This is a genomic window from Aestuariivirga sp. (assembly GCF_965227715.1).
GTDB lineage: Bacteria > Pseudomonadota > Alphaproteobacteria > Rhizobiales > Aestuariivirgaceae > Aestuariivirga.
In genome coordinates this window covers 225152-243663 of the sequence record NZ_OZ245771.1, presented here as the reverse complement: position 1 = coordinate 243663, position 18512 = coordinate 225152, and the positions used below count along the sequence as shown (strand labels likewise).

The window sequence follows — 18512 nt, the reverse complement described above, 5'->3', positions numbered from 1 at the left end:
TGCAATCGTTCTCTGGTTCCCTCGCCCGTCTTATATTTTCGGAATTTATTGCAACCAGAGTCCCGGAACTTCGAGCAAACACACGTCGTTGCCTCCTCACTTCACAGAGGAGAAACACACGATGAAGTATCTCACAATTTCTGCAGCAGCACTGTTCCTGATGGCCGCCCCAGGCGCGGTCTTCGCCCAGGATAATACCGGCGGCAACAACTCCGGCAACAGCGATACCGGCAATAACGGCAGCAACAACTCCGGCGGCGCGTCGTCGGACAACACTGGCAGCGGCGGTTCCGCCAAGGACACGAGCCAGTGCAGCGACCAGACGGCAACATCCAGCTACGGCTCATTCTCGTCCAAGTGCCGCAGCCAGATCGATGCCTGGGCAACGGAACAGACCGGCAAGTCCATGAAATATGATGGCGAGCTGGCAGAGGGTGCAACGATCCCCGACAATGTCGAGATCATGGAAGTTCCTGCCTACAAGAACTATGGCTACGTGATGCTGAACGACAAGCGCGTACTGGTCGATCGCACCACGCACAAGGTGATCCGCGTTTACTGACCCTGACGAAACGTGACATTTCCCTCTCCCGCCACATCAGCGGGAGAGGGCCACATCTTCTGATGGTGGCGCTCGTCTTCCGGCCAGTGTAATGAGCGTCCGCGGCAGCGGGCGTGGCGGAACGGTAGACGCAGCGGACTTAAAATCCGCTTCTCGTATGAGAGTGTGGGTTCGATTCCCACCGCCCGCACCGCTGAAAACCGTCGATCGTTTCCCCCTCCGATGACCCTTCATGCAGGCAAGCCGTCTTTAGGGTTTGACGCTGAGTTGTATCAGCTCCTTCCGTGCTGTTCCGTATGCACCCAACTGGTAAACGGACGCTCCGACAGGTGAGAAGGAAAAGCTCTCGAACGGCTCTGCAAGCATGCCGTCGAGATAGGAAACCGGACCAACACCTATGGTGACATGGGGATTGAATTTCTCTCCGGCAGCTATGATTCCGAAGTTCGCGATGTAGTCGATCAGGGAGGGCTGGATGTCCTTGCCGTCGTCATCGGACACGAATGATGCAGCGGTGCCCGTCTTGAGGGCGTAAGGCGCGACCGCATCAAGCAGCTTCTGCTGCAGGCCCTTCAGGTCCGCTGTCGGTTCCACCACGATGCCGCCAAGTCCGGATTGGCCGTCGGGTATGTAGTAGTACTTGGACGCCGTCAGCGTCCACGAAATGGGCGTCACGCCGGCCAGGACCTTGTTGGCAGCTGCGTAGACGTCGCCAAGATCGGATGTACGCACAAACTGCTGCACCATCGTGATGTGCGGGGTATGTGTGGCGTCCAGCGCAAACCCTTGAGGAAAGACGCCAAGCAAGCGCGCATTCGCCGCTTTCGCCTCGTCCAGCATTTTGCCGTCCGGCTCCAAGGCAATGTCTATGGCGATGACATCGACCTTATCTGCCCGGGATTGTCCAGCCATGCAGAACATTGCGGCCACCCCGATCGCCAAACTGGCAACGAAACCCTCAGCATAGCTCATGTGACTGTCCTGACTGCAACAAGGGTCCTGACGATAGCACCCCTTGGTGAGTCGTTCCGCCCGCAACATTCCCGCCCGATTCTGACCGCATGAGGACCATGCTCAGGCCCCTTTTTTCCTGTTTCTGACTCATGAAAATGGGGAGCCCGCCAGATGAAACTCGTCGAAGTTGTGATGCTGATCGGGGCGCATTGCGTGAGCCCTGTCGAACATAGCCAGCTGATGACGGAGGCGGCCAAGGTGCAGTGTGCCGCCGTGGTCGAGAAGGATACGGAGCTGGGAACCGTCAATGTCATTCCCGCTGCCGCCGCCGTGGATCCCAAGGTGATTGCCGTCATCACCCGCTTCAATGCGGTCGCCGCCGAGGGCGCGAAGATCGTTCCCGCCTTTGCGCCAGCCGGATCGCCTCCCAGCAGTGTCGTCCCGCCACGTGCCGCCCCCCAGTTGGCGCCAGTGGCGAGTGCAGCTGAATCTGATGCCCCGCCCGCTCCGGAACCAGAACCGCAACAGCGTGTCGCCGCGATCGCTCCCGCCCCGGCTGAAGCGGCAGAAGCACAGAGGCCTGTCACAGCAGCGCGGCCGGTGGTGAAGGAAAAGAAGAGCGTTGCCGTGGCGCCGCCCAAGAAGCAGCAGATGGCCGCAGCGGAAACCACGCCGGACCCGAAGGTCAAAGCCCAATGCAAGGGCGAGGCGATTGCCAAATGGTACAAAGCCGCCGACGGACACCGAAAGTATCGTTGCGTCCGCCCGGAACCCGCAAGCGATACGCCAACGGCACAGCTTTACTGAGGCCCGCGGCACGGGCCGAAGACTGTTGCCATTCATTCCTGTGAGGGGAACGATGGTGCGGCCAAGAGGACTCGAACCTCCACGGTGTTACCCGCTAGCACCTCAAGCTAGTGCGTCTACCAATTCCGCCATGGCCGCACGCCATATCGTTGGACGCGCGGTGTCTAACAGGCGTAATTCCATTAATCAACCACTTTCCGGCCGCCGCTCCAGCGGTCCATCGTGGTGAATGTTTTGCTACCGCAATGCCCTGCATTTGAGGGCCAGACTGAACGCCATCGCAAAGCCTTGCCCCTAGGATCGCCTCTGCAGAGAACGAATGGGGCGACAGATGAACACCGGCGTGGCCGCCGTTGCGGCCTTTCTCATCCTCCAGCTGGCAGTGCCGGCGGCGACGGCCGCAACCGACAGTGTTCCCAGCAGATCGCCAAGGCCAGTGCCGCGGGCTGCAGCCACCTTTGGCAAGACTTTGCCACCCGTGGGCTTCGTGCGCTTCTGCCTGCGTGAGCCCGAGGCCTGCACCGCCCGCGGCCACAGTTCGCGCCGCACCGCCCTTACCGCTGCCCAGTGGGACCTGGTCTATGGCGTCAACAGCTATGTGAACCTCAAGATCGTGCCTGCGAGCGACAAAGAGCTTTATGGCGAAGTCGAATACTGGGCCTACCCAAACAGCGCCGGCGACTGCGAGGACTATGCGCTGCTCAAACAGCGATACCTCGAAGGTCTCGGCATTCCGGCCTCTGCCCTGCTCCTCACAGTTGCGCTCGACAACAAGAACGAGGGGCACGCGGTGCTGACCCTCGCCACGGACGAGGGCGATTTCATTCTGGACAACCGGCGTGACGACATTCGCCGCTGGACGGACACTGACTACACATTCCTCAAGCGGCAATCGCAAAGCGATCCGCGCGGCTGGGTTTCACTTGTGGGCGACAAGGCAATTGCTGCCGGCGCCGTCGCATCCCGGGCGGAGAAGTAGGCCGAGCGGGGCTTGCACGTAAGAGGGGAGTTTCGCCCGGTCAGCGTCCCCACGCAAACCCAACCAGACCGGGCGCTGCGCGAGCCGGCACAGGCCCCACCCTGTGCCGGCTCCGTAACACAGCGAATCAGCCACCTTAAGATACGGTTTTGAGCAAGCGTTCGACCCTTGCGATCAACACAAAAAACATTTCAGTCAATTTTGTTCAGGGATAGCTGATTAAAACACAAATATATCAGAATACCCGTATTTATACGAAGGGTGATGCGGCTGTTCCCCATGCCGCAGTGCAAAACTGCACTTTACCATTATGTGAGATTTCGCACGGAGTTTTACCCAATGGATTCGATCGCGGCACGCGCGACCACGAATGCTTCGGCCTTCAGCACCTCCACCGCAAACCCGCAAATCGCGGTGGTCTACGCCATGGCGGAACTGGAAAACCTTCTCGAGAAATTCCTGGCGACGGGAGATGTGGCAGACCGCATGCTGCTGCTCACGAAGGTCGAGGATCTGCGGCGCTATGTACTGGTGCGCAGCGCCTTGGTGAAGGGCCTGCAGAAACCGGCGCGGGCCGACGGCAGCTCCCTCGGAAAGGCCCTGTGCGACACGCTGCGCCTGATCATCGGCGACGTGCCGAAGCTGGTGAAGACCAACTCGCTCCAGGGTGCCCGCAACATGGAACGCGACACGCGCCGGGCCATCGCCTCCCTCACCTTTATCGGCAGCCTTGATCCGTCCTTTGTCTGATATCGATTGCCGTTCAAGCCTGCGGCGCGCCCATCCCGGCCAGCACAGCCAGCCGGACCAGCGAGGCGGTGTTGGAAATCCCAAGCTTCTGAAGAACATTGGCGCGGTGGGCCTCGACTGTGCGCTGGCTGACGCCAAGCGCCTCCGCGATCTGCTTGCTTGAGCTTCCGGCCACGATCGCATCGACGATCTCGTTCTCGCGATCCGTCAGTGTACGGAGCATGCGGCGGGCGTCTCTGATGCTGTCTGTCATTTGCGCGGAATCGCGCGCCTTGCCGATGGCGGTCTCGATCGATTCCAGAAGCTCTCCGGGCTCATAGGGCTTCTCCATGAAGTCGGCAGCGCCCAGCTTCATGGCGAGCGTGGCGGTTCGCACATCACCATATCCTGTCAGCATGATCTTGGGAAAGGCGTGCCCCTCCTCACCCAGTCTGGAAATCAGCGTCGTTCCGAGGGTTGCGCCCAGATTGTAGTCGATCAACGCGCAATCGACGGGCTGGTTACGAGCCTGCTGAAGCGCACTGGCGGGATCGTAGCTCACGCAGGTGCGATAACCCGATGCGCTCAGCAAATTGGCGAGCGACTGCGCGAAGCCTCTGTCGTCATCGACGATCATGATGGTCTTGCTGCTCATGAGGGGTTTCCTTCCTTTGCAAGTGGAACGGTGAAGGTGAAGATGGCGCCCGACCCCTCCCGGTTCGTCCAGGAGAGCGAGCCGCCGAGTGTCGAAGCGATGCGCTGGCAGATGGCAAGACCCAGCCCCATGCCGCCGCGCGCCGATTTCGAGAAGGGCATAAAGATTGACTTCGCGGCATCGGGCGAGACGCCTGCGCCAAAGTCCGCAACCTCTATTCGCGCCAGATCGCCTTCCGCCATCACCTTGACGGCGGCGCCGCGCCGCCCAGCTGCGGCGGACGCACTCAGCGCATTCTTGAGAAGGTTGACGATGACCTGCCCGATGAGTGGCAGGGAGCCGTTCACCTTCATGTCCGCGGGTTCTTGCACGATTTCGATGGGCGGTGGCGGGCTCCTGCCCAGGGTGACCAGGCGCACCGAATGGGCAATGGCCTCGCCGATGTTGCAGACGCCGGGATCCTGGGGGTCCTGCGGGCCCATGCGGCGCACATTGCGCACCACTTCTATGGCGCGGTCGATCTCCTCGCCCAGATGCTGGGCGATGGTGCGATGCTCGGGCGCACCTGGATGGAGGTCAAAGGATACCTTGAGGGCATAGATGTAGTTGCGGATGGCAGCCAGCGGCTGGCTGATCTCATGCACGATGCCACCCGAAATCGCCGCATATGCCAGGAGCCGGCTCATCTCGCCGATTCGCGCATCATATTCCTCGCGCCGTTGTGCGGCTTCCTCTTCGGTGGTGACATCGGAGATCGTGACGATGAACGAACTGTCCGAGCCCGCGCGGGCCGGGCCTGCAGGGGCGGAACGGAACTTGCGCAGCACATAGGTGCGCGGGCCTTCAGGCATCGTAAGCTGAACCTTGCGGCCGGCAGCAACGCCATCCTTGTCCTGATGGAACGGTTCACGGGCGAGCTTCCACACCTGAGCCGCAAGATCATCATCGCGGGCGGCGGCCACCGCCATGCGCGCGCCGCTCGCTGCGGCGGGCCCCAGCATTTCGGCCGCACGCGGATTTGAATAGAGAACCTCGCCTCCGGCGGAGACTCCGATGATCGCATCATCGACGGAGCGCATCACGGCATCATGGGTCGCAAACTGCGCGGCGATTTCCTTGTTTGCCCGGCGCAGATCGCTGGTGGTGCGCATCACCAGAACACCAAGACACAGCAGCGCCACGAGAAGCGATTCCAGCCCTCCGAGATAGACCAGCAGCGTGCGCGTGCGTTTGGTGCGCTCCTCTGACTGGAGCTCCCGGTTCAGGCTGGTCATGTCGAGCATCAGCTCACGGACGGATTGGGCGTCGTCGCGCAGCTCGTGCAGCAGCGCCTCATGGCCCTCGCGCGTGTCCGCGAGATCGATAAGCCCATCCGTGGCCTGCGCTGACTTGAAGAGCTTGGTCAATTCGCCCGGATCCATGGCATCGCGCAGGTTCTGCAGCATGGGCGCATCGCGCAGCAGGATGACGCGGCTCAAATAAAGATCACCGCGAAGCCGCAGCTCCGGTTGCGGCGCCCCCGTCTCGGCGGCAAGCAGCAGGCGCTGGTGCTCGAACCCGATCTGGAAGATCGTCCAGCCCGCATCATCACGCGGGGCCTCCAAATCGCGCAGGTCCTTGTAGCCGAGCAGCCCGATCACCGCCGCCACCAGGATGAGCGCGAGCATCGTGAATACGAAGCCTGCCGTCCAGTGGTTAAGTTGCGCGCTGCGCGGCACAGGCGGCGGCAGCGGCCGGCTGGTGGTGGAATGCGGCACGGGGCTATTTCACCGTAATGCGGCTGACCTGCCAGACGGACTGCGCATAACGGAACTCGTTTGCGAGAGCCGGCACGTCAGTGAAGGGGAACACGATAAACAGAGGGCCTTTCTCACGCACGGGCATGTAAAGCCCTTCACGCTGGTAGGACAGGATGATGTCATAGGCATCGATGTCCGCCACGCTGATGACCGACCGGTAATCATTCAGGGCTGTCACCTGGATGTTCTTGCCATCGGCATGCACATATTTGAGGACGTCGCTGATCAGCACACCCCGGTAGGTGACGATGCCCGTTTCCCAGGGGTTCTGCGTCTTCACGTCACGGGCCGGAAGCGCCTCGAGCATGGTGAGATCAAATCGCACTTCCAGGCCAGCGTTGCAGCCATCGATCAGCCCCTCGATGGTCAATATGACCGCCCCCTTGGGCTCAGGAATGCTGCAGGCCGTAGCCGAGCCGCATATTAACACTTGAAGGAATACAACCGCCGCAGCGAAAATGCCTTTCATCGCCTCTACCTTGCCGCGCCACACTGATTCTGGAAAAACGTCCGGATGTCAGATGCTTCCGCGTGCCAACCGGTGCATCACCATAGATGAAAACGGTTGCAAATCGCAGTAAGCAAATCTTCGGCCACCATTGCAATGATTTCTGCGGTTGTGGATAACAAAATTTTGGGTTGTGTGACTTATTTGTTTAAAATTCTTGATTGATCCACCCACCGCGGTTGAAGCCGTTGCGGACCGCGCCAATGACCGGTAGTTTTGTAGGATAAAAGGCAGAAGGAATGGGGTCATGGGCCAGCGCCAGGACGCGCCGGAGCCGGCAGCGCAGCGGAGGCCGGGAAGCCGGGTTCATGCCGAACTTGCCGAAGGGATCGGCCGCCGCATACTGGATGGCACCTATCCGCCGGGAAGCCTTTTGCCCAATGAAGCCGAATGGGGCCGCATTTACGGTGCCAGCCGCACCGCCGTCCGGGAAGCCATCAAGACGCTGGACGGCAAGGGCCTTCTCGTGTCGCGCCCCAAGATCGGCTCCCGCGTGGAACCGCGCGAGCGGTGGAACCTGCTGGACCGTGATGTCATGGCCTGGCACCGGGCGGCAATGGACGAAAGGGGCTTCCTGCATGCACTTCAGGAAATCCGCCGCATCCTCGAGCCCGGTGCTGCCGTGCTGGCCGCAAGGAGGCGTACGCCCGAACAGCTTGCCACCCTCGACAAGGCTCTGGACGACATGCGCTCTGCGCCGGATCCGCAGGCAATGGTGGAAGCAGATGTCCGCTTTCACCTGGCGCTTCTTGCTGCCGCCAACAATGAGCTGCTGGCCCCCTTTGGCATCATCATCGAGCAGGCGCTCGCCAGCATGTTCGATTACACGACGCGCCACTCGCCCCACCCTGAGCAGGTGCTGCCGCTGCATGCCGCCGTGGTGAAGGCCATTGCCGCGCAATCGCCTGATCAGGCGAAAACCGCGATGGAAACCCTTCTTGACGATACCGACGTTATTCTCGCAAGCCTCGGCGGGATCGCCGTCAAAGAGGTTTGAGGCCCGCCGCGTAGCGCTGCCAGTTTTTCACATATGTCTCGGCCGAGCGGCCAAGCCTGGCAATGGCTTCCTCATTCAGCTCGCCCGCGACCTTCCCGGGCTGCCCCATGACGAGTGAATTGTCCGGGATCACCTTGCCTTCGGTGATCAGCGTGTTGGCGCCGATCAGGCAATTCGCGCCGATTTTCGCGCGGTTGAGAATCACGGCGCCCATGCCGATCAGCGTGTTGTCGCCAATGGTGCAGCCGTGGAGAATGGCCTTGTGGCCGATGGTGCAGTTCCTCCCCACCATTAGTTCGAGGCCGGGGTCCGTGTGCATGACGGCGCCATCCTGCACATTGGAATTCTCGCCTATAGTGATCAACTCATTGTCGCCGCGGATCACCGCGCCGAACCACACGCTGGCATGGCGCTCCAGCTTCACCTTGCCGATCACCGACGCATCGGGGGCGATCCAGAATTCACCTTCCGGCGGCAGTTCGGGCGCCACGCCATCGAGCGCAAACACGGCCATGCTCAGTCCTCGAGGTCGAAGTCGAGGATGGCCATGGAGAAGTTGTAGGACAGCTCGCCATCTTCCTCATCCCGGAAGATCACGCCCACGAACTCCTCACCGATATAGACCTCGGCGCTGTCGTTCTTCTGGGGCCGCTTCTTCACGCTGATCGAGGGCAGCTCGAACTTGGCGCGCAGGAACTTCGTCAGCTTGGCGATTTCTTCGGGTTTCAAGGCGGCCTCTTCAGCTCATGGGGATCATGGAGATTGGCGCCCCTCTAGCCCTATTCCTCAGACGCCGCAACATGCTCCACATTGTGGTCCATGGCGCGCGAAGGCTCAGTGCAGCCGGCATAGCCCACAACCTTGGCCGGAACGCCCGCCACCGTCGTATTGGCCGGAACGTCATGCAGCACCACGGAGCAGGCGGCAACGCGCGAGCAATGGCCAATCTCGATATTCCCCAGGATCTTGGCCCCCGCCCCCACCAGCACGCCGCGGCGGATCTTGGGGTGGCGGTCGCCTGCCTCCTTGCCGGTGCCGCCCAGCGTCACGCCTTGCATGATCGAGACATTGTCCTCGATCACCGAGGTTTCGCCGATCACGATGTCATGGCCGTGGTCGATCATGATGCCCTTGCCGACCTGGGCGCCGGGGTGAATATCGATGGCCGAGATCATCGAAAGCCGGCTCTGCAGGTAATAGGCGAAATCCTTGCGGCCCATATGCCACAGCCGGTGTGCCATGCGGTGGGTCTGGATGGCCTGGTAGCCTTTGAAATAGAGCAGCGGATCGATGTAGCGGTGGCAGGCAGGGTCACGGTCGAAGGTGGCGATGATGTCCGCGCGGGCCGCATGTCCGATCTCGGGTTCGGCCTCAATCGCGTCATTGAAGGCATGAACGATCAGATCGGCCCCGATATCGGCATTGCCCAGCCGCTGCGCCAACCTGTGGGTGAGGGCTTCCTCGAAACTGTCATGGTTGAGGACGAGGGAAAAGATGAACCCGCCCAGCGCCGGCTCGTGACGGGCGATTTCCTCCGCCTCCTCGCGGACGCGATCCCACACTGGATCGATCTTCTCGACAGCGAATGTCTTGGTGGCTTGACGCATGTTTCACTCCCGGGCCGTCAGTGATTATAGCCTATGGCTCGTCATATGGGTATCCCATCGCAGCATTGTACTGAACGCGGCCGAGGGCTAGACGTTGCGCATGATCTCGCTTCCCTCCGCCTCTCCCTTTCTGCAGGCTTATGTTGATGGTTCAACGGGTTGGCTACTGCTCAACCGGCCGGAGCGGCGCAATGCGCTGAATGCGGAGATGTGGGCCGCGATCCCGCAATTGATGAATTCTCTTGATGGGCACCCTGATGTGAGGGTCATCGTCGTCCGCGGCGCCGGGGCGGAGGCCTTCGCGGCGGGAGCTGACATTTCGGAGTTCGGCGCCGCCCGCAACAGCGCCGCAGCTGCAGCCGATTACGAGCGGCTGAATGGCGAGGCCTTTGCCGCCATCCGGGCCTGCAGCAGGCCCGTCATCGCCATGATCCAGGGCTTCTGCATCGGCGGCGGCCTTGCCATTGCACTTGCCTGCGATCTGCGGATTGCGGATGGAACGGCCATCTTCGCCCTGCCCCCAGCCAGACTCGGCCTCGCCTACCCGCTCGATGGCCTGAAGGACCTCGTGGCCACCGTGGGCCTTGCCGCCGCGAAGGACATGATCTTCACCGCCCGCCGCATCACGTCAGATGATGCCCTGCGGCTGGGCCTCATCACCCGCCTGGCAACCGAACTCGACGCGGAGACCCGCAGCCTCTGCAGCGAGATCGCCAGCGGCGCACCCCTCACCATCACCCACGCCAAGCGCGCGCTGGACCTGATCGCAGAACGCCCAGGCCATGTGGCGGAAGATGACATCGCAGGGCTTGCCCGCCTCTGCTTCGAGAGCGCCGACTACATCGAAGGCCGCACGGCATTTGCAGAAAAGCGGAAGCCGGTGTTCAGAGGGCGCTGAGCATCCCTCACCCGAGAAACGCCAGCACCGCCTCCTTGTAACCGCGGTCCCCCACGGCATTCATGTGGTTGCGGTTGGCAAGCGTCACGCCTTTGGCGCCGGGAATGGCGTTGACGAGTGTTTTCACATCCCCCGCCACCTCATCCTTGTCGCCTGCCACAACCAGCACCGGCACGCGGATCTGGGCCAGTTCCTCCGGTGTGATCTTCTCGCGCGAAGAGCGGATGCAGGCGGCCAGTGCCTTCAGGTCGCCCTTGGTCTGCTCGGCGAAGATCCGGAAAGCCTTGGCGCTGTTGTCGGTCACATCCTGGCGGCTCGGCGCCTCCAGCGCCTGGGCAATCGCCTCTGCTCCGCCAACCCCGGTGATCATGCGGGACGCGAGCCCCGCGAAGACGGCGCGGCGCACCCGGCTCGGGTGGGCAATGGTGAGGAAGGCCGCAACCCGCGCACCCATGGAATAGCCCATCACATCGGCCTCAGTGATTCCCAGATGGTCCAGCAGACGGCGGGCATCCTCCGCCATTTCAGCCGCTGAGTAGACGGCTGAATCATACAGCTTCTCGCTCGCCCCATGGCCGCGGTGATCGAAGGTGATGACGTGGCGTCCGGAATCGGTGAGCGTCCTGACCCAGCCCGTATCCCACCAGTTGACGCGGCCCGTGGAGGCAAACCCATGGATGAGGAGGATGGGCGGACCCTCGCCCGCGGTTTCATAGGCGATCTGGACGCCGTCCGAATTGAAGCTGTGCATGGGGCGCGAACATATGCTAATCGGCCTTCGAAACAAGCATTTCGAGGGCAAAATGGCATCGGGCGCAACTCCGCATTTCCATAATCAAATGGGCCTTGCAGCAATCGAAGTGGGCGCTAAGGAATTCATGTGCATCGGCGCACTTCCGCCCTTCGACCACCCGCATATCTTCATCGACATGGGTGCGGATTCCGAGGTCGTCTGCCCCTATTGCTCGACCCTCTACAAGCACAATCCCAAGCTGGCCAATGACCAGTCCATTCCGGCGCAGGCCGCCTGGGCCGACAAGGCTGCCTGAGCGTCTGACCATTGCCCAGGCGCGCCGCGTGGCACTGGCCGCGCAGGGCTTCGCCAATCCGGACCGGTCCAAGCGGGTGACCTGGGCGCATATGGCGCCGATGATCCGGCGGCTCAACCTGCTGCAGATCGACAGTGTCAACGTGCTCGTCCGCTCGCATTACCTGCCGCTCTATTCGCGGCTCGGCGCCTATCCCCACGCCACACTCGATGAGCGGAGCTTCGGCACCCGCAAGCGCACACTGTTCGAGTGCTGGGCGCATGAGGCGAGCCTGCTGCCGATGGAACTTCACCCGCTGATGCGCTGGCGCATGGCCAGGGCACGCGCGGGCAATGGCGTCTATTCCAGCATGGATCGGTTCGGCCAGGAGGAGACCCGCTATCTGCACGAGGTGCTGGACTTCGTCACCCGCAACGGCCCGACCGCCGCGAGCGAGGTGCCGGGGGGTGGCAAGGCGGAGGGCGGCTGGTGGGGCTGGTCCAAGGGCAAGCTGGCGCTGGAGACACTGTTCGACCAGGGCCTCGTTACCACCGCCACGCGCGATGGCTTCGAGCGCCTTTATGACATTCCGGAGCGCGTCATCCCCCCGGAGGTGCTGGCCCTCGACACGCCGCCGGAGCGAGAGGCAATCCGACGCCTGCTCGACCTCTCGGGGCAGGCGCTGGGGATCGGCACCGAATTCGACTTGCGAGATTATTTCCGCTTGCCCGTCGCCGAGACCAAGACGGCACTGGCGGAGCTGGTGGAAGGGGGCACGCTCATCCCCGTCACCGTCCAGGGCTGGAAGCCGCAGGCCTATCTCCACCGGGAGGCGAAGCTGTCACGCAAGGCCGGCGGCACCGCCCTTCTCTCCCCCTTCGACCCGCTCGTGTGGGAGCGCGCCCGGGCTGAGCGATTGTTCGCGTTTCACTACAGGATTGAGATCTATACCCCTGCAGAGAAACGGAAATTCGGCTACTACGTGCTGCCCTTCCTGCACCAGGACAGGATCGTGGGCCGCGTCTGCCTCAAGGCGGACCGGCAGGCTGGCATTCTCCGCGCCAATGCCATCCACCATGAGCCCCATGCCGATGTGGACCGCACCGCCGCTGCACTGGCCGGCGAGCTGAAGCTGATGGCTCGCTGGTTGGAGCTTGGGCATGTCGAAGCAGGCGCATCCGGCAATCTCGCCCCGGCGCTGAAAGCCGCTCTGTGACGGACATTGAAACCTCGCGCCTCACCCTCCGCACCGTTCCGATGGCGGGGCTGGCAGCGACCGCCGCAGGTGACATCGAAGCTTGCCGCAAGCTCATCAGCCCCTCCTTGCCGGAAGACTGGTTCGAGCACAGCTGGGTCGCAGACTTGCGCCTGTCGCAGTGGAAAAAGGATCCGGCCTATGGGCCCTGGTCGATCCGCGCCATCTTGTTGAAGGATACGGGCCAAGTCATTGGCAGCATCAATTGCCATGATATGCCGCATGACATTTGCCATGGCGGCGAGACAGGTCTCGCCATCGAGCTGGGCTACACGATCTTCGAGCCCCGGCGCCGTCAGGGATTGGCCTTCGAGGCAGTGCGGGGCCTGGCAGAGTTCGCCCGTTCCCAAGGTGTCACATGGGTGCAGCTGTCAATCTCCCCCGGCAACCTCCCCTCCCAGGCCATGGCGCAAAAAATGGGAGCCGAACGGATCGGCTCCCACATGGATGAGATTGACGGGCCGGAGGATGAGTATCTGGTGCGGCTCTAACCCCGCTTCTGCGCCGTCATCCCCGCGAAGGCGGGGATCCCGCTTTGCATCGGCACGTGCGGTAAGATAGCGCGATCCCAGCCTGCGCTGGGATGACGGCCGCAGAGGTTGTTGGCTACTCCCCCTCTAGATCACTCCTTCAGCCCGGAGCTCGTCCGTGGCCTTGATGATGGCACCGCGCAGCGTATCCACCACGAAGTCGACCTGTTCGCGAGTGATGATCAGGGGCGGCGACAGCACGTCGAGGTGGCCCAGGGGCCGCACCAGCAGGCCCTTCGTCTCGCACTCATTCGAAATGCGCTTCGAGATGTTGCAGGAGTCCGGCAGTTTCTCGCGCGTGGCCTTGTCCTTCACATATTCAACGCACATCATCAGACGCCTCCCACGCACGTCTCCCACGAGGGGAAGCGCGCGCAGTTCGCCCAGCCGCTGCTCCAGATAGTCGCCCACGCGCGCGGCGTTGCCGCAGAGATCTTCGCGCTCGATGATCTCGATGTTTTTGAGGGCTACGGCACAGGCCACGGGATGCCCCGCATAGGTATAGCCATGAGTGAACCACGCATCGGGGTCAGGGGCCGAGATCACCTCATGCACCTCATCCGAATAGATGACAGCTGAAAGCGGAATGTATCCAGAGGTCAGCCCCTTGGCGCAGAGGATCATATCCGGCACCACGCCATATTCATCATAGGATGCGAACATGTGGCCCAAGCGTCCGAAGGCCGTCACGATTTCATCGGCGATGAACAGAATGCCGTGCTTGGTGCAAAGCTCCCGCATGCGCGGCAGATAGTTGGGGGGCGGAATGCAGACGCCACCCGAAGCCTGGGCAGGCTCCGCGATGAAGCAGGCGATGTTTTCAGCACCCAGCGCCTCGATCTTGGCTGCGAACTCCTCCACCAGAAAATCGCTAAAGGCCTCGAGGCTCATGCCCTCAGGCCTCCGGTAGGGATAGGGTGCGGAGAGGTGATGTACGAGATCCGGCACATAGCGGAAATGCGGAGACTGGTCGCCATCGCGCAGGCCCACCGACATGCCGAGATAGGTGGAGCCATGATAGGAATTCTGCCGCGAGATCACGAAGCGCCGGTTCGTCTCGCCCTTCCGCGACTGGTAAAAATGCGCAAGCCGGATCGCCGTATCGACGGCGCAGGAACCGGATGTGGCATAGCTTACATGGTTGAGGGAGCCTGGCGCCAGTTCCGCCAGCTTGGCGGCGAGCCGTGAGGCGGGGGCGTTGGTCACGTCCACGAAGGTCGTCGTATAGCACAGCTGCAGAGCCTGCTCGGCCATCGCCTCCGCGATTTCGCGGCGGCCATAGCCCGCATTGACGCACCACATGCCGCCAATGCCGTCGAAATAGCGGCGTCCTTGTGCGTCTGTCACATAGCAGCCGTCTCCTTCGACCAGCACGAGGGAGCCGTCCTTCTTGAAGCTGTCGAAATGGGTGTAGGGGTGCAGAACATGGTCATGGTCCTGCTGCCAGAGTTCCTGGGCGTTGAAGCGGTTGTGAGCCTGATGCAGCACGTGTGGGGTCCTCCGTTGAGATGTTGAATGGGCATTCAATACCACGAAGGAAGTCTCACAGCCAGCCCCCTAGACCAGGAGCTCTCGCCGCTTCGTAATGTAATCTTCAACAGCGCTCACAAGCCGGTCGCAGTCTGCATCCGTCACCTTGAGGGAGAGCGCCATGAAGCCCCGCTCGGCCACGTAAATGCCCTGCTCCAGCAGATCCAGGAACAAGAGCTGGCGGAGGCGCTTGTCGGTGTGCTCCACGTCCTTGGGGGCGGTGATGTCAGCGGCAGTGGGGTGGATCACGATCATTGAGCCCTGCCCCGCCGCCTTCATCTTCACCTGATAGCGCATGAAAAGATCATTGAGCTTTTCGCGCAAACGGTCGCCGCGGGCGTTGAGGTCAACGCAGGCCTCCGGCGTGAAGATCTCCGTCATCGCCACATGGCCCACACGCATGGTGAGCGTATTGTTGTTGAACGTGCCGGCATGGGGCAGCGCGTTGGGGGACGTGGGGTCGAACAACGCCATGATCTCGCGCTGGCCGCCAAAGGCCCCGAAGCTCATGCCGCCGCCCACATATTTGCCGAGCGTCTTGAGGTCGGGCTCGATCCCCAGCTTTGCGGACAGGCCGCCGGGGTGAAGTCTTGAGGTCATCACCTCGTCAAAAATCAGCACGATGCCGCGAGCTTTCGTTTCCGCTCGCAGCATGTCGAGAAACGCCCGGCTGGCGGAGATGCCGCCACCGCCGCCCAGCATCGGCTCCAGGATCACGGCCGCCAGATCATCCGCGTGCTGAGCAATCAGCGCTCGCGTGGTCTCAACATCATTGTACTGGCCCATCACGCAGTCGAAGGGCGCATTCACCGGCGATGCGCCATGCGAAAAATAGAGTGTGCCGCCGTGGTAGCCACCTTCCATCGGCATGATCTTGCTGCGTCCGGTGAAACATCGCGCGGCGGCCAGCGCCATCATATTGGCTTCCGTGCCGGAATTGGTGAAGCGCACCATATCGAGATTGAAGCGCTCCGTCACCACTTCGGCAAGCTTCACCTCGCCTTCGTGATGGGCGCCGAAATTGAGCCCATTGTCCAGCGCGGCGCGCGCGGCTTCCAGAATGCGCGGGTGCGAGTGGCCGTAGATCCCCGCCGAGTATTCGCCAAGGAGATCGAGATAGATGTTGCCATCAATGTCGGTGACGGACGCACCTTCCGCTCTTTCCACGCGCAGCGGAAAGGGTGCTGTGAACAACACCGTGCGGGTGTTGCCGCCGGGCATCACCTCGGCCGCGCGGGCATGCATCTCACGCGTCTTCGGGCGCTTTGCGGCAAAGACGGATTTAGCCTCCTCGAGGGCGCTTTCAACCGGATCCAAGGCCATCAGGCGGTCGCCTTGTCGCGGATCGGTGGCGCAAAGGTCAGATGCATGTCCCAGGGCAGGTAGATCCATGTGTCCTGGCTCACTTCCGTGATGAAGGTGTCAACCAGCGGACGGCCTGCGGGCTTGGCATAGACCGTGGCGAAATGTGCCTTCGGCAGCATCTCGCGCACCACGCGCGCCGTGGCGCCGGTGTCCACCAGGTCATCGACGATCAGCACACCCTGCCCGCCATCGCCGCCGGCAACCGTCTCCGCGATGGTCTTCAGCACATGGATCTCGCCCTGCTTGTCATAGTCATAGGAGGCCACGCATACGGTCTCGATCACCCGGATTCCCAATTCGCGGGCGACCACGGCTGCGGGAACAAGCCCGCCGCGCGTTACTGCCACCACGGCGCGGAACGGGCCAGCGGCCGAAAGCCGCCAGGCGAGTGCGCGCGCATCGCGGTGGAACTGATCCCAGGAGACGGGAAAACTCTTCTGCCACTTCTCGTCCATGATCCTCGCCCTCAACCCCGTTTCAGAATTTATGCGCCGGGAGCTGGCGCCTGGCAACGCCTCAGGACCAGCCGCGCGCCTTGCCCTCTTGCGTAAGCGCCTCAGCCATGCGGCAGACGGCGTCATAGGCTTCAACAAGGGCCGCCTCATCGCGCGAGCGCAGCACCAGATTGGTGGCAAAGCCATCGGGCGACTGGAACGGATAGGAGCCGATGACGACCTTGGGATAAGCCTTCTGGATCTCGCCCAGGGGCTTTGCAGCATCGCCCTCGCCACCCAGAAACTCCACGTTGCGGGACTGCATTGGAATTCCCCTCGTCAGCCGCTTCGCCACATCGTCCATCATCGCATTCATGATCTTCGGCACGCCCGCCATCACGAATACATTGCCAATCTGGAAGCCGGGCGCCCTGGAGACCGGATTGTCGATCAGGATCGCCCCTTCAGGCATCCGCGCCATGCGCATCCGCGCCTCATTGGGCTCGCGGCCCATTTCCTTGAAGAAGGCGAGCAGGATCTCGACCGCCCGCGGGTCATGCCCGATGGGCACGCCAAAGGCCTGTGCCATGGCATCGGCCGTGATGTCGTCGTGGGTGGGGCCGATCCCCCCTGTCGTGAACACATAGCTGTAGCGCTGGCGGAGCGCATTCACGGCCGCGACGATATCATCCTCATCGTCAGAAACCACGCGCGCCTCCTTCAGGTCGATCCCAATCGCCGTCAGGTAATCGGCCAAAAATCCCAGGTTCTTGTCCTTGGTGCGGCCGGAGAGGATTTCATCGCCGATCAGCAGAACGGCGGCGGTGGGTTGGGTGTCGGTCATCGGTCTTGAAGCCCCTGTTCGAAGCGGCTCCTGCCAGTTGGCCTCCGCCCTGTCAACGAGAGCTCATCAACGCACCCTTGCGGCGGGCCACCAACGGCATTATCTGCAGGTCACGTGGGTGGAAAGCAGTGGTTGAGGCTGCCGCCCGATCCTGTAAACTCCGAGCCAAATCGCCGGCTACCCCGGTTCTGGACACGCGCCCCTGATGACTTACGCCGAAACCGAAGACTCCGCCTCCCCGCGCTCCAACCGCATCAAGCTGCACACGCCTGCCGAATTCGAGGCGATGCGCAAGGCCGGCCGGCTGACGGCTGAGGCCCTCGACCTTCTCGTGCCGCTGGTGAAGCCCGGCGTCACCACGGATGAGCTCGACCGTACGATTGTGGAATTCGCCCGGGACAACAATGCCATTCCCGCCCCCTATAATTACCGGGGTTATCCGAAGTCGATCTGCACCTCGATCAATCATGTGGTGTGCCACGGCATTCCCAATGACAAGCCCCTGCGCGATGGCGACATCGTCAACATTGACGTGACACTGATCGTCGATGGCTGGCATGGCGATTCAAGCCGCATGTACAATGTGGGCGAGGTCAGCCGCAAGGCGGAGCGCCTCGTCGAGGTCACCTATGAATGCCTGATGCTGGGCATCGCCGCCGTGAAGCCCGGCGCGCATCTGGGCGATATTGGTTATGCCATCCAAACCTTCGCCGAGGCCGAACGCTGCACGGTGGTGCGGGATTTCTGCGGCCACGGCCTGGGCCGCACCTTCCATGACCATCCCAATGTGCTGCATTACGGGCGCATGGGCGAAGGCGTGGAGCTGAAGCCCGGCATGTTCTTCACCATCGAACCGATGATCAATCTGGGCCGCCCCCATGTGAAGATTTTGGGTGATGGCTGGACGGCCGTCACACGGGACCGTTCGCTGTCCGCCCAGTTCGAGCATACCGTGGCAGTCACCGAAACCGGCGTTGAGATTTTCACGCTCTCGCCCAAGGGCCTGCACCACCCGCCTTACAAGGCCTGAC

22 protein-coding genes and 2 tRNA genes are annotated in these 18512 nt (G+C 62.2%); 11 read left to right on the top strand and 13 right to left on the bottom strand.

All coding sequences use genetic code 11. The features are described from left to right. Positions 1–121: 121 nt before the first annotated feature. Both ACO06F_RS01135 and ACO06F_RS01130 read left to right on the top strand, forming a co-directional pair. Positions 122–562 (top strand): DUF1236 domain-containing protein, encoded by a 441-nt coding sequence (locus ACO06F_RS01135; protein WP_421694866.1) that lies wholly within the window; start codon positions 122–124, stop codon positions 560–562. A 107-nt stretch (positions 563–669) separates the two neighbouring features. After that, positions 670–752 (top strand) — tRNA-Leu (locus ACO06F_RS01130). Between the two features lie 59 nt (positions 753–811). Here ACO06F_RS01130 and ACO06F_RS01125 read toward each other — a convergent pair. Continuing rightward, on the bottom strand, positions 812–1534 hold the full coding sequence (locus tag ACO06F_RS01125) for a 2'-5' RNA ligase family protein (RefSeq protein ID WP_421694865.1): 723 nt from the start codon (positions 1532–1534) through the stop codon (positions 812–814). 153 nt (positions 1535–1687) lie between these two features. Here ACO06F_RS01125 and ACO06F_RS01120 point away from each other — a divergent pair, with 153 nt between their 5' ends. After that, positions 1688–2323, top strand: a complete 636-nt coding sequence (locus ACO06F_RS01120) for a hypothetical protein (RefSeq protein ID WP_421694864.1) — start codon at positions 1688–1690, stop codon at positions 2321–2323. A 53-nt stretch (positions 2324–2376) separates the two neighbouring features. On the opposite strand, the gene ACO06F_RS01115 is transcribed toward ACO06F_RS01120, so the two are convergent. After that, positions 2377–2461 (bottom strand) — tRNA-Leu (locus tag ACO06F_RS01115). A 181-nt stretch (positions 2462–2642) separates the two neighbouring features. Between ACO06F_RS01115 and ACO06F_RS01110 the strand changes: the two genes are divergently transcribed. Both ACO06F_RS01110 and ACO06F_RS01105 read left to right on the top strand, forming a co-directional pair. Next, on the top strand, positions 2643–3302 hold the full coding sequence (locus ACO06F_RS01110; RefSeq protein ID WP_421694863.1) for a transglutaminase-like cysteine peptidase: 660 nt from the start codon (positions 2643–2645) through the stop codon (positions 3300–3302). Positions 3303–3641: 339 nt separating this feature from the next. Continuing rightward, a complete protein-coding gene (locus ACO06F_RS01105; RefSeq protein ID WP_421694862.1) occupies positions 3642–4052 on the top strand; it encodes a hypothetical protein in 411 nt (136 codons plus the stop codon). Between the two features lie 13 nt (positions 4053–4065). On the opposite strand, the gene ACO06F_RS01100 is transcribed toward ACO06F_RS01105, so the two are convergent. From ACO06F_RS01100 to ACO06F_RS01090, 3 genes are read right to left on the bottom strand one after another with little or no spacing between them, the layout of a single operon-like run. Then, positions 4066–4686, bottom strand: a complete 621-nt coding sequence (locus ACO06F_RS01100) for a response regulator transcription factor (protein WP_421694861.1) — start codon at positions 4684–4686, stop codon at positions 4066–4068. After that, positions 4683–6443, bottom strand: a complete 1761-nt coding sequence (locus ACO06F_RS01095) for a sensor histidine kinase (protein ID WP_421694860.1) — start codon at positions 6441–6443, stop codon at positions 4683–4685. The genes ACO06F_RS01100 and ACO06F_RS01095 overlap by 4 nt, the downstream gene beginning before the upstream one ends. A gap of 4 nt (positions 6444–6447) precedes the next feature. Next, positions 6448–6855 (bottom strand): oxidoreductase, encoded by a 408-nt coding sequence (locus tag ACO06F_RS01090; protein WP_421694859.1) that lies wholly within the window; start codon positions 6853–6855, stop codon positions 6448–6450. Positions 6856–7240: 385 nt separating this feature from the next. On the opposite strand from ACO06F_RS01090, the gene ACO06F_RS01085 reads away from it, so the two are divergent. Further along, a complete protein-coding gene (locus tag ACO06F_RS01085; protein ID WP_421694858.1) occupies positions 7241–7990 on the top strand; it encodes a FadR/GntR family transcriptional regulator in 750 nt (249 codons plus the stop codon). Here ACO06F_RS01085 and ACO06F_RS01080 read toward each other — a convergent pair. Genes ACO06F_RS01080 through cysE form a run of 3 tightly spaced genes read right to left on the bottom strand, consistent with a single transcriptional unit; the run spans position 7977 to position 9597 of the window. Further along, on the bottom strand, positions 7977–8504 hold the full coding sequence (locus tag ACO06F_RS01080) for a gamma carbonic anhydrase family protein (protein ID WP_421694857.1): 528 nt from the start codon (positions 8502–8504) through the stop codon (positions 7977–7979). The two genes, ACO06F_RS01085 and ACO06F_RS01080, sit on opposite strands and share 14 nt — an antisense overlap. Positions 8505–8506: 2 nt before the next feature. Continuing rightward, positions 8507–8719 (bottom strand): DUF3126 family protein, encoded by a 213-nt coding sequence (locus ACO06F_RS01075; RefSeq protein WP_421694856.1) that lies wholly within the window; start codon positions 8717–8719, stop codon positions 8507–8509. A gap of 50 nt (positions 8720–8769) precedes the next feature. After that, positions 8770–9597, bottom strand: coding sequence for a serine O-acetyltransferase (cysE, locus tag ACO06F_RS01070; protein ID WP_421694855.1), 828 nt, complete (start codon positions 9595–9597; stop codon positions 8770–8772). Positions 9598–9697: 100 nt separating this feature from the next. On the opposite strand from cysE, the gene ACO06F_RS01065 reads away from it, so the two are divergent. Beyond that, positions 9698–10495: an enoyl-CoA hydratase gene (locus ACO06F_RS01065; protein WP_421694854.1), complete on the top strand. Its 798-nt coding sequence runs from the start codon at positions 9698–9700 to the stop codon at positions 10493–10495. Positions 10496–10502: 7 nt separating this feature from the next. On the opposite strand, the gene ACO06F_RS01060 is transcribed toward ACO06F_RS01065, so the two are convergent. Continuing rightward, complete coding sequence (locus ACO06F_RS01060) at positions 10503–11246, bottom strand: alpha/beta fold hydrolase (RefSeq protein ID WP_421694853.1); 744 nt, start codon at positions 11244–11246, stop codon at positions 10503–10505. Between the two features lie 52 nt (positions 11247–11298). On the opposite strand from ACO06F_RS01060, the gene ACO06F_RS01055 reads away from it, so the two are divergent. Genes ACO06F_RS01055 through ACO06F_RS01045 form a run of 3 tightly spaced genes read left to right on the top strand, consistent with a single transcriptional unit; the run spans position 11299 to position 13269 of the window. Continuing rightward, positions 11299–11544, top strand: a complete 246-nt coding sequence (locus tag ACO06F_RS01055; protein WP_421696598.1) for a zinc-finger domain-containing protein — start codon at positions 11299–11301, stop codon at positions 11542–11544. Further along, positions 11537–12739: a winged helix-turn-helix domain-containing protein gene (locus ACO06F_RS01050; protein WP_421696597.1), complete on the top strand. Its 1203-nt coding sequence runs from the start codon at positions 11537–11539 to the stop codon at positions 12737–12739. The genes ACO06F_RS01055 and ACO06F_RS01050 overlap by 8 nt, the downstream gene beginning before the upstream one ends. Further along, positions 12736–13269 carry a GNAT family N-acetyltransferase gene (locus ACO06F_RS01045; protein WP_421694852.1) on the top strand — a complete coding sequence of 178 codons (534 nt, stop codon included), beginning with the start codon at positions 12736–12738 and terminating at the stop codon, positions 13267–13269. The genes ACO06F_RS01050 and ACO06F_RS01045 overlap by 4 nt, the downstream gene beginning before the upstream one ends. Positions 13270–13395: 126 nt before the next feature. Here the strand turns inward: ACO06F_RS01045 and ACO06F_RS01040 are convergent, their stop codons facing one another. The 4 genes from ACO06F_RS01040 to ACO06F_RS01025 all read right to left on the bottom strand — a co-directional run bounded on the left by ACO06F_RS01040 (position 13396) and on the right by ACO06F_RS01025 (position 17481). Further along, complete coding sequence (locus ACO06F_RS01040) at positions 13396–14796, bottom strand: aminotransferase (protein ID WP_421694851.1); 1401 nt, start codon at positions 14794–14796, stop codon at positions 13396–13398. Between the two features lie 69 nt (positions 14797–14865). After that, positions 14866–16161: an aspartate aminotransferase family protein gene (locus tag ACO06F_RS01035; protein ID WP_421694850.1), complete on the bottom strand. Its 1296-nt coding sequence runs from the start codon at positions 16159–16161 to the stop codon at positions 14866–14868. After that, positions 16161–16658, bottom strand: coding sequence for a xanthine phosphoribosyltransferase (gene gpt, locus ACO06F_RS01030; protein ID WP_421694849.1), 498 nt, complete (start codon positions 16656–16658; stop codon positions 16161–16163). Before gpt ends, ACO06F_RS01035 begins: the two co-directional genes overlap by 1 nt. A gap of 61 nt (positions 16659–16719) precedes the next feature. Then, a complete protein-coding gene (locus tag ACO06F_RS01025; protein WP_421694848.1) occupies positions 16720–17481 on the bottom strand; it encodes a competence/damage-inducible protein A in 762 nt (253 codons plus the stop codon). Positions 17482–17686: 205 nt separating this feature from the next. Between ACO06F_RS01025 and map the strand changes: the two genes are divergently transcribed. Next, a complete protein-coding gene (gene map, locus ACO06F_RS01020; RefSeq protein WP_421694847.1) occupies positions 17687–18511 on the top strand; it encodes a type I methionyl aminopeptidase in 825 nt (274 codons plus the stop codon). Position 18512 lies beyond the last annotated feature (1 nt).

Excerpts from the sequence above, each read along its gene's own strand:
- ACO06F_RS01135 (WP_421694866.1), top strand. The coding sequence starts at position 122 with ATGAAGTATCTCACAATTTCTGCAGCAGCACTGTTCCTGATGGCCGCC.
- ACO06F_RS01125 (WP_421694865.1), bottom strand. The coding sequence starts at position 1,534 with ATGAGCTATGCTGAGGGTTTCGTTGCCAGTTTGGCGATCGGGGTGGCC.
- ACO06F_RS01120 (WP_421694864.1), top strand. The coding sequence starts at position 1,688 with ATGAAACTCGTCGAAGTTGTGATGCTGATCGGGGCGCATTGCGTGAGC.
- ACO06F_RS01110 (WP_421694863.1), top strand. The coding sequence starts at position 2,643 with ATGGGGCGACAGATGAACACCGGCGTGGCCGCCGTTGCGGCCTTTCTC.
- ACO06F_RS01105 (WP_421694862.1), top strand. The coding sequence starts at position 3,642 with ATGGATTCGATCGCGGCACGCGCGACCACGAATGCTTCGGCCTTCAGC.
- ACO06F_RS01100 (WP_421694861.1), bottom strand. The coding sequence starts at position 4,686 with ATGAGCAGCAAGACCATCATGATCGTCGATGACGACAGAGGCTTCGCG.
- ACO06F_RS01085 (WP_421694858.1), top strand. The coding sequence starts at position 7,241 with ATGGGCCAGCGCCAGGACGCGCCGGAGCCGGCAGCGCAGCGGAGGCCG.
- ACO06F_RS01080 (WP_421694857.1), bottom strand. The coding sequence starts at position 8,504 with ATGGCCGTGTTTGCGCTCGATGGCGTGGCGCCCGAACTGCCGCCGGAA.
- cysE (WP_421694855.1), bottom strand. The coding sequence starts at position 9,597 with ATGCGTCAAGCCACCAAGACATTCGCTGTCGAGAAGATCGATCCAGTG.
- ACO06F_RS01065 (WP_421694854.1), top strand. The coding sequence starts at position 9,698 with ATGATCTCGCTTCCCTCCGCCTCTCCCTTTCTGCAGGCTTATGTTGAT.
- ACO06F_RS01060 (WP_421694853.1), bottom strand. The coding sequence starts at position 11,246 with ATGCACAGCTTCAATTCGGACGGCGTCCAGATCGCCTATGAAACCGCG.
- ACO06F_RS01055 (WP_421696598.1), top strand. The coding sequence starts at position 11,299 with ATGGCATCGGGCGCAACTCCGCATTTCCATAATCAAATGGGCCTTGCA.
- ACO06F_RS01035 (WP_421694850.1), bottom strand. The coding sequence starts at position 16,161 with ATGGCCTTGGATCCGGTTGAAAGCGCCCTCGAGGAGGCTAAATCCGTC.
- gpt (WP_421694849.1), bottom strand. The coding sequence starts at position 16,658 with ATGGACGAGAAGTGGCAGAAGAGTTTTCCCGTCTCCTGGGATCAGTTC.
- ACO06F_RS01025 (WP_421694848.1), bottom strand. The coding sequence starts at position 17,481 with ATGACCGACACCCAACCCACCGCCGCCGTTCTGCTGATCGGCGATGAA.
- map (WP_421694847.1), top strand. The coding sequence starts at position 17,687 with ATGACTTACGCCGAAACCGAAGACTCCGCCTCCCCGCGCTCCAACCGC.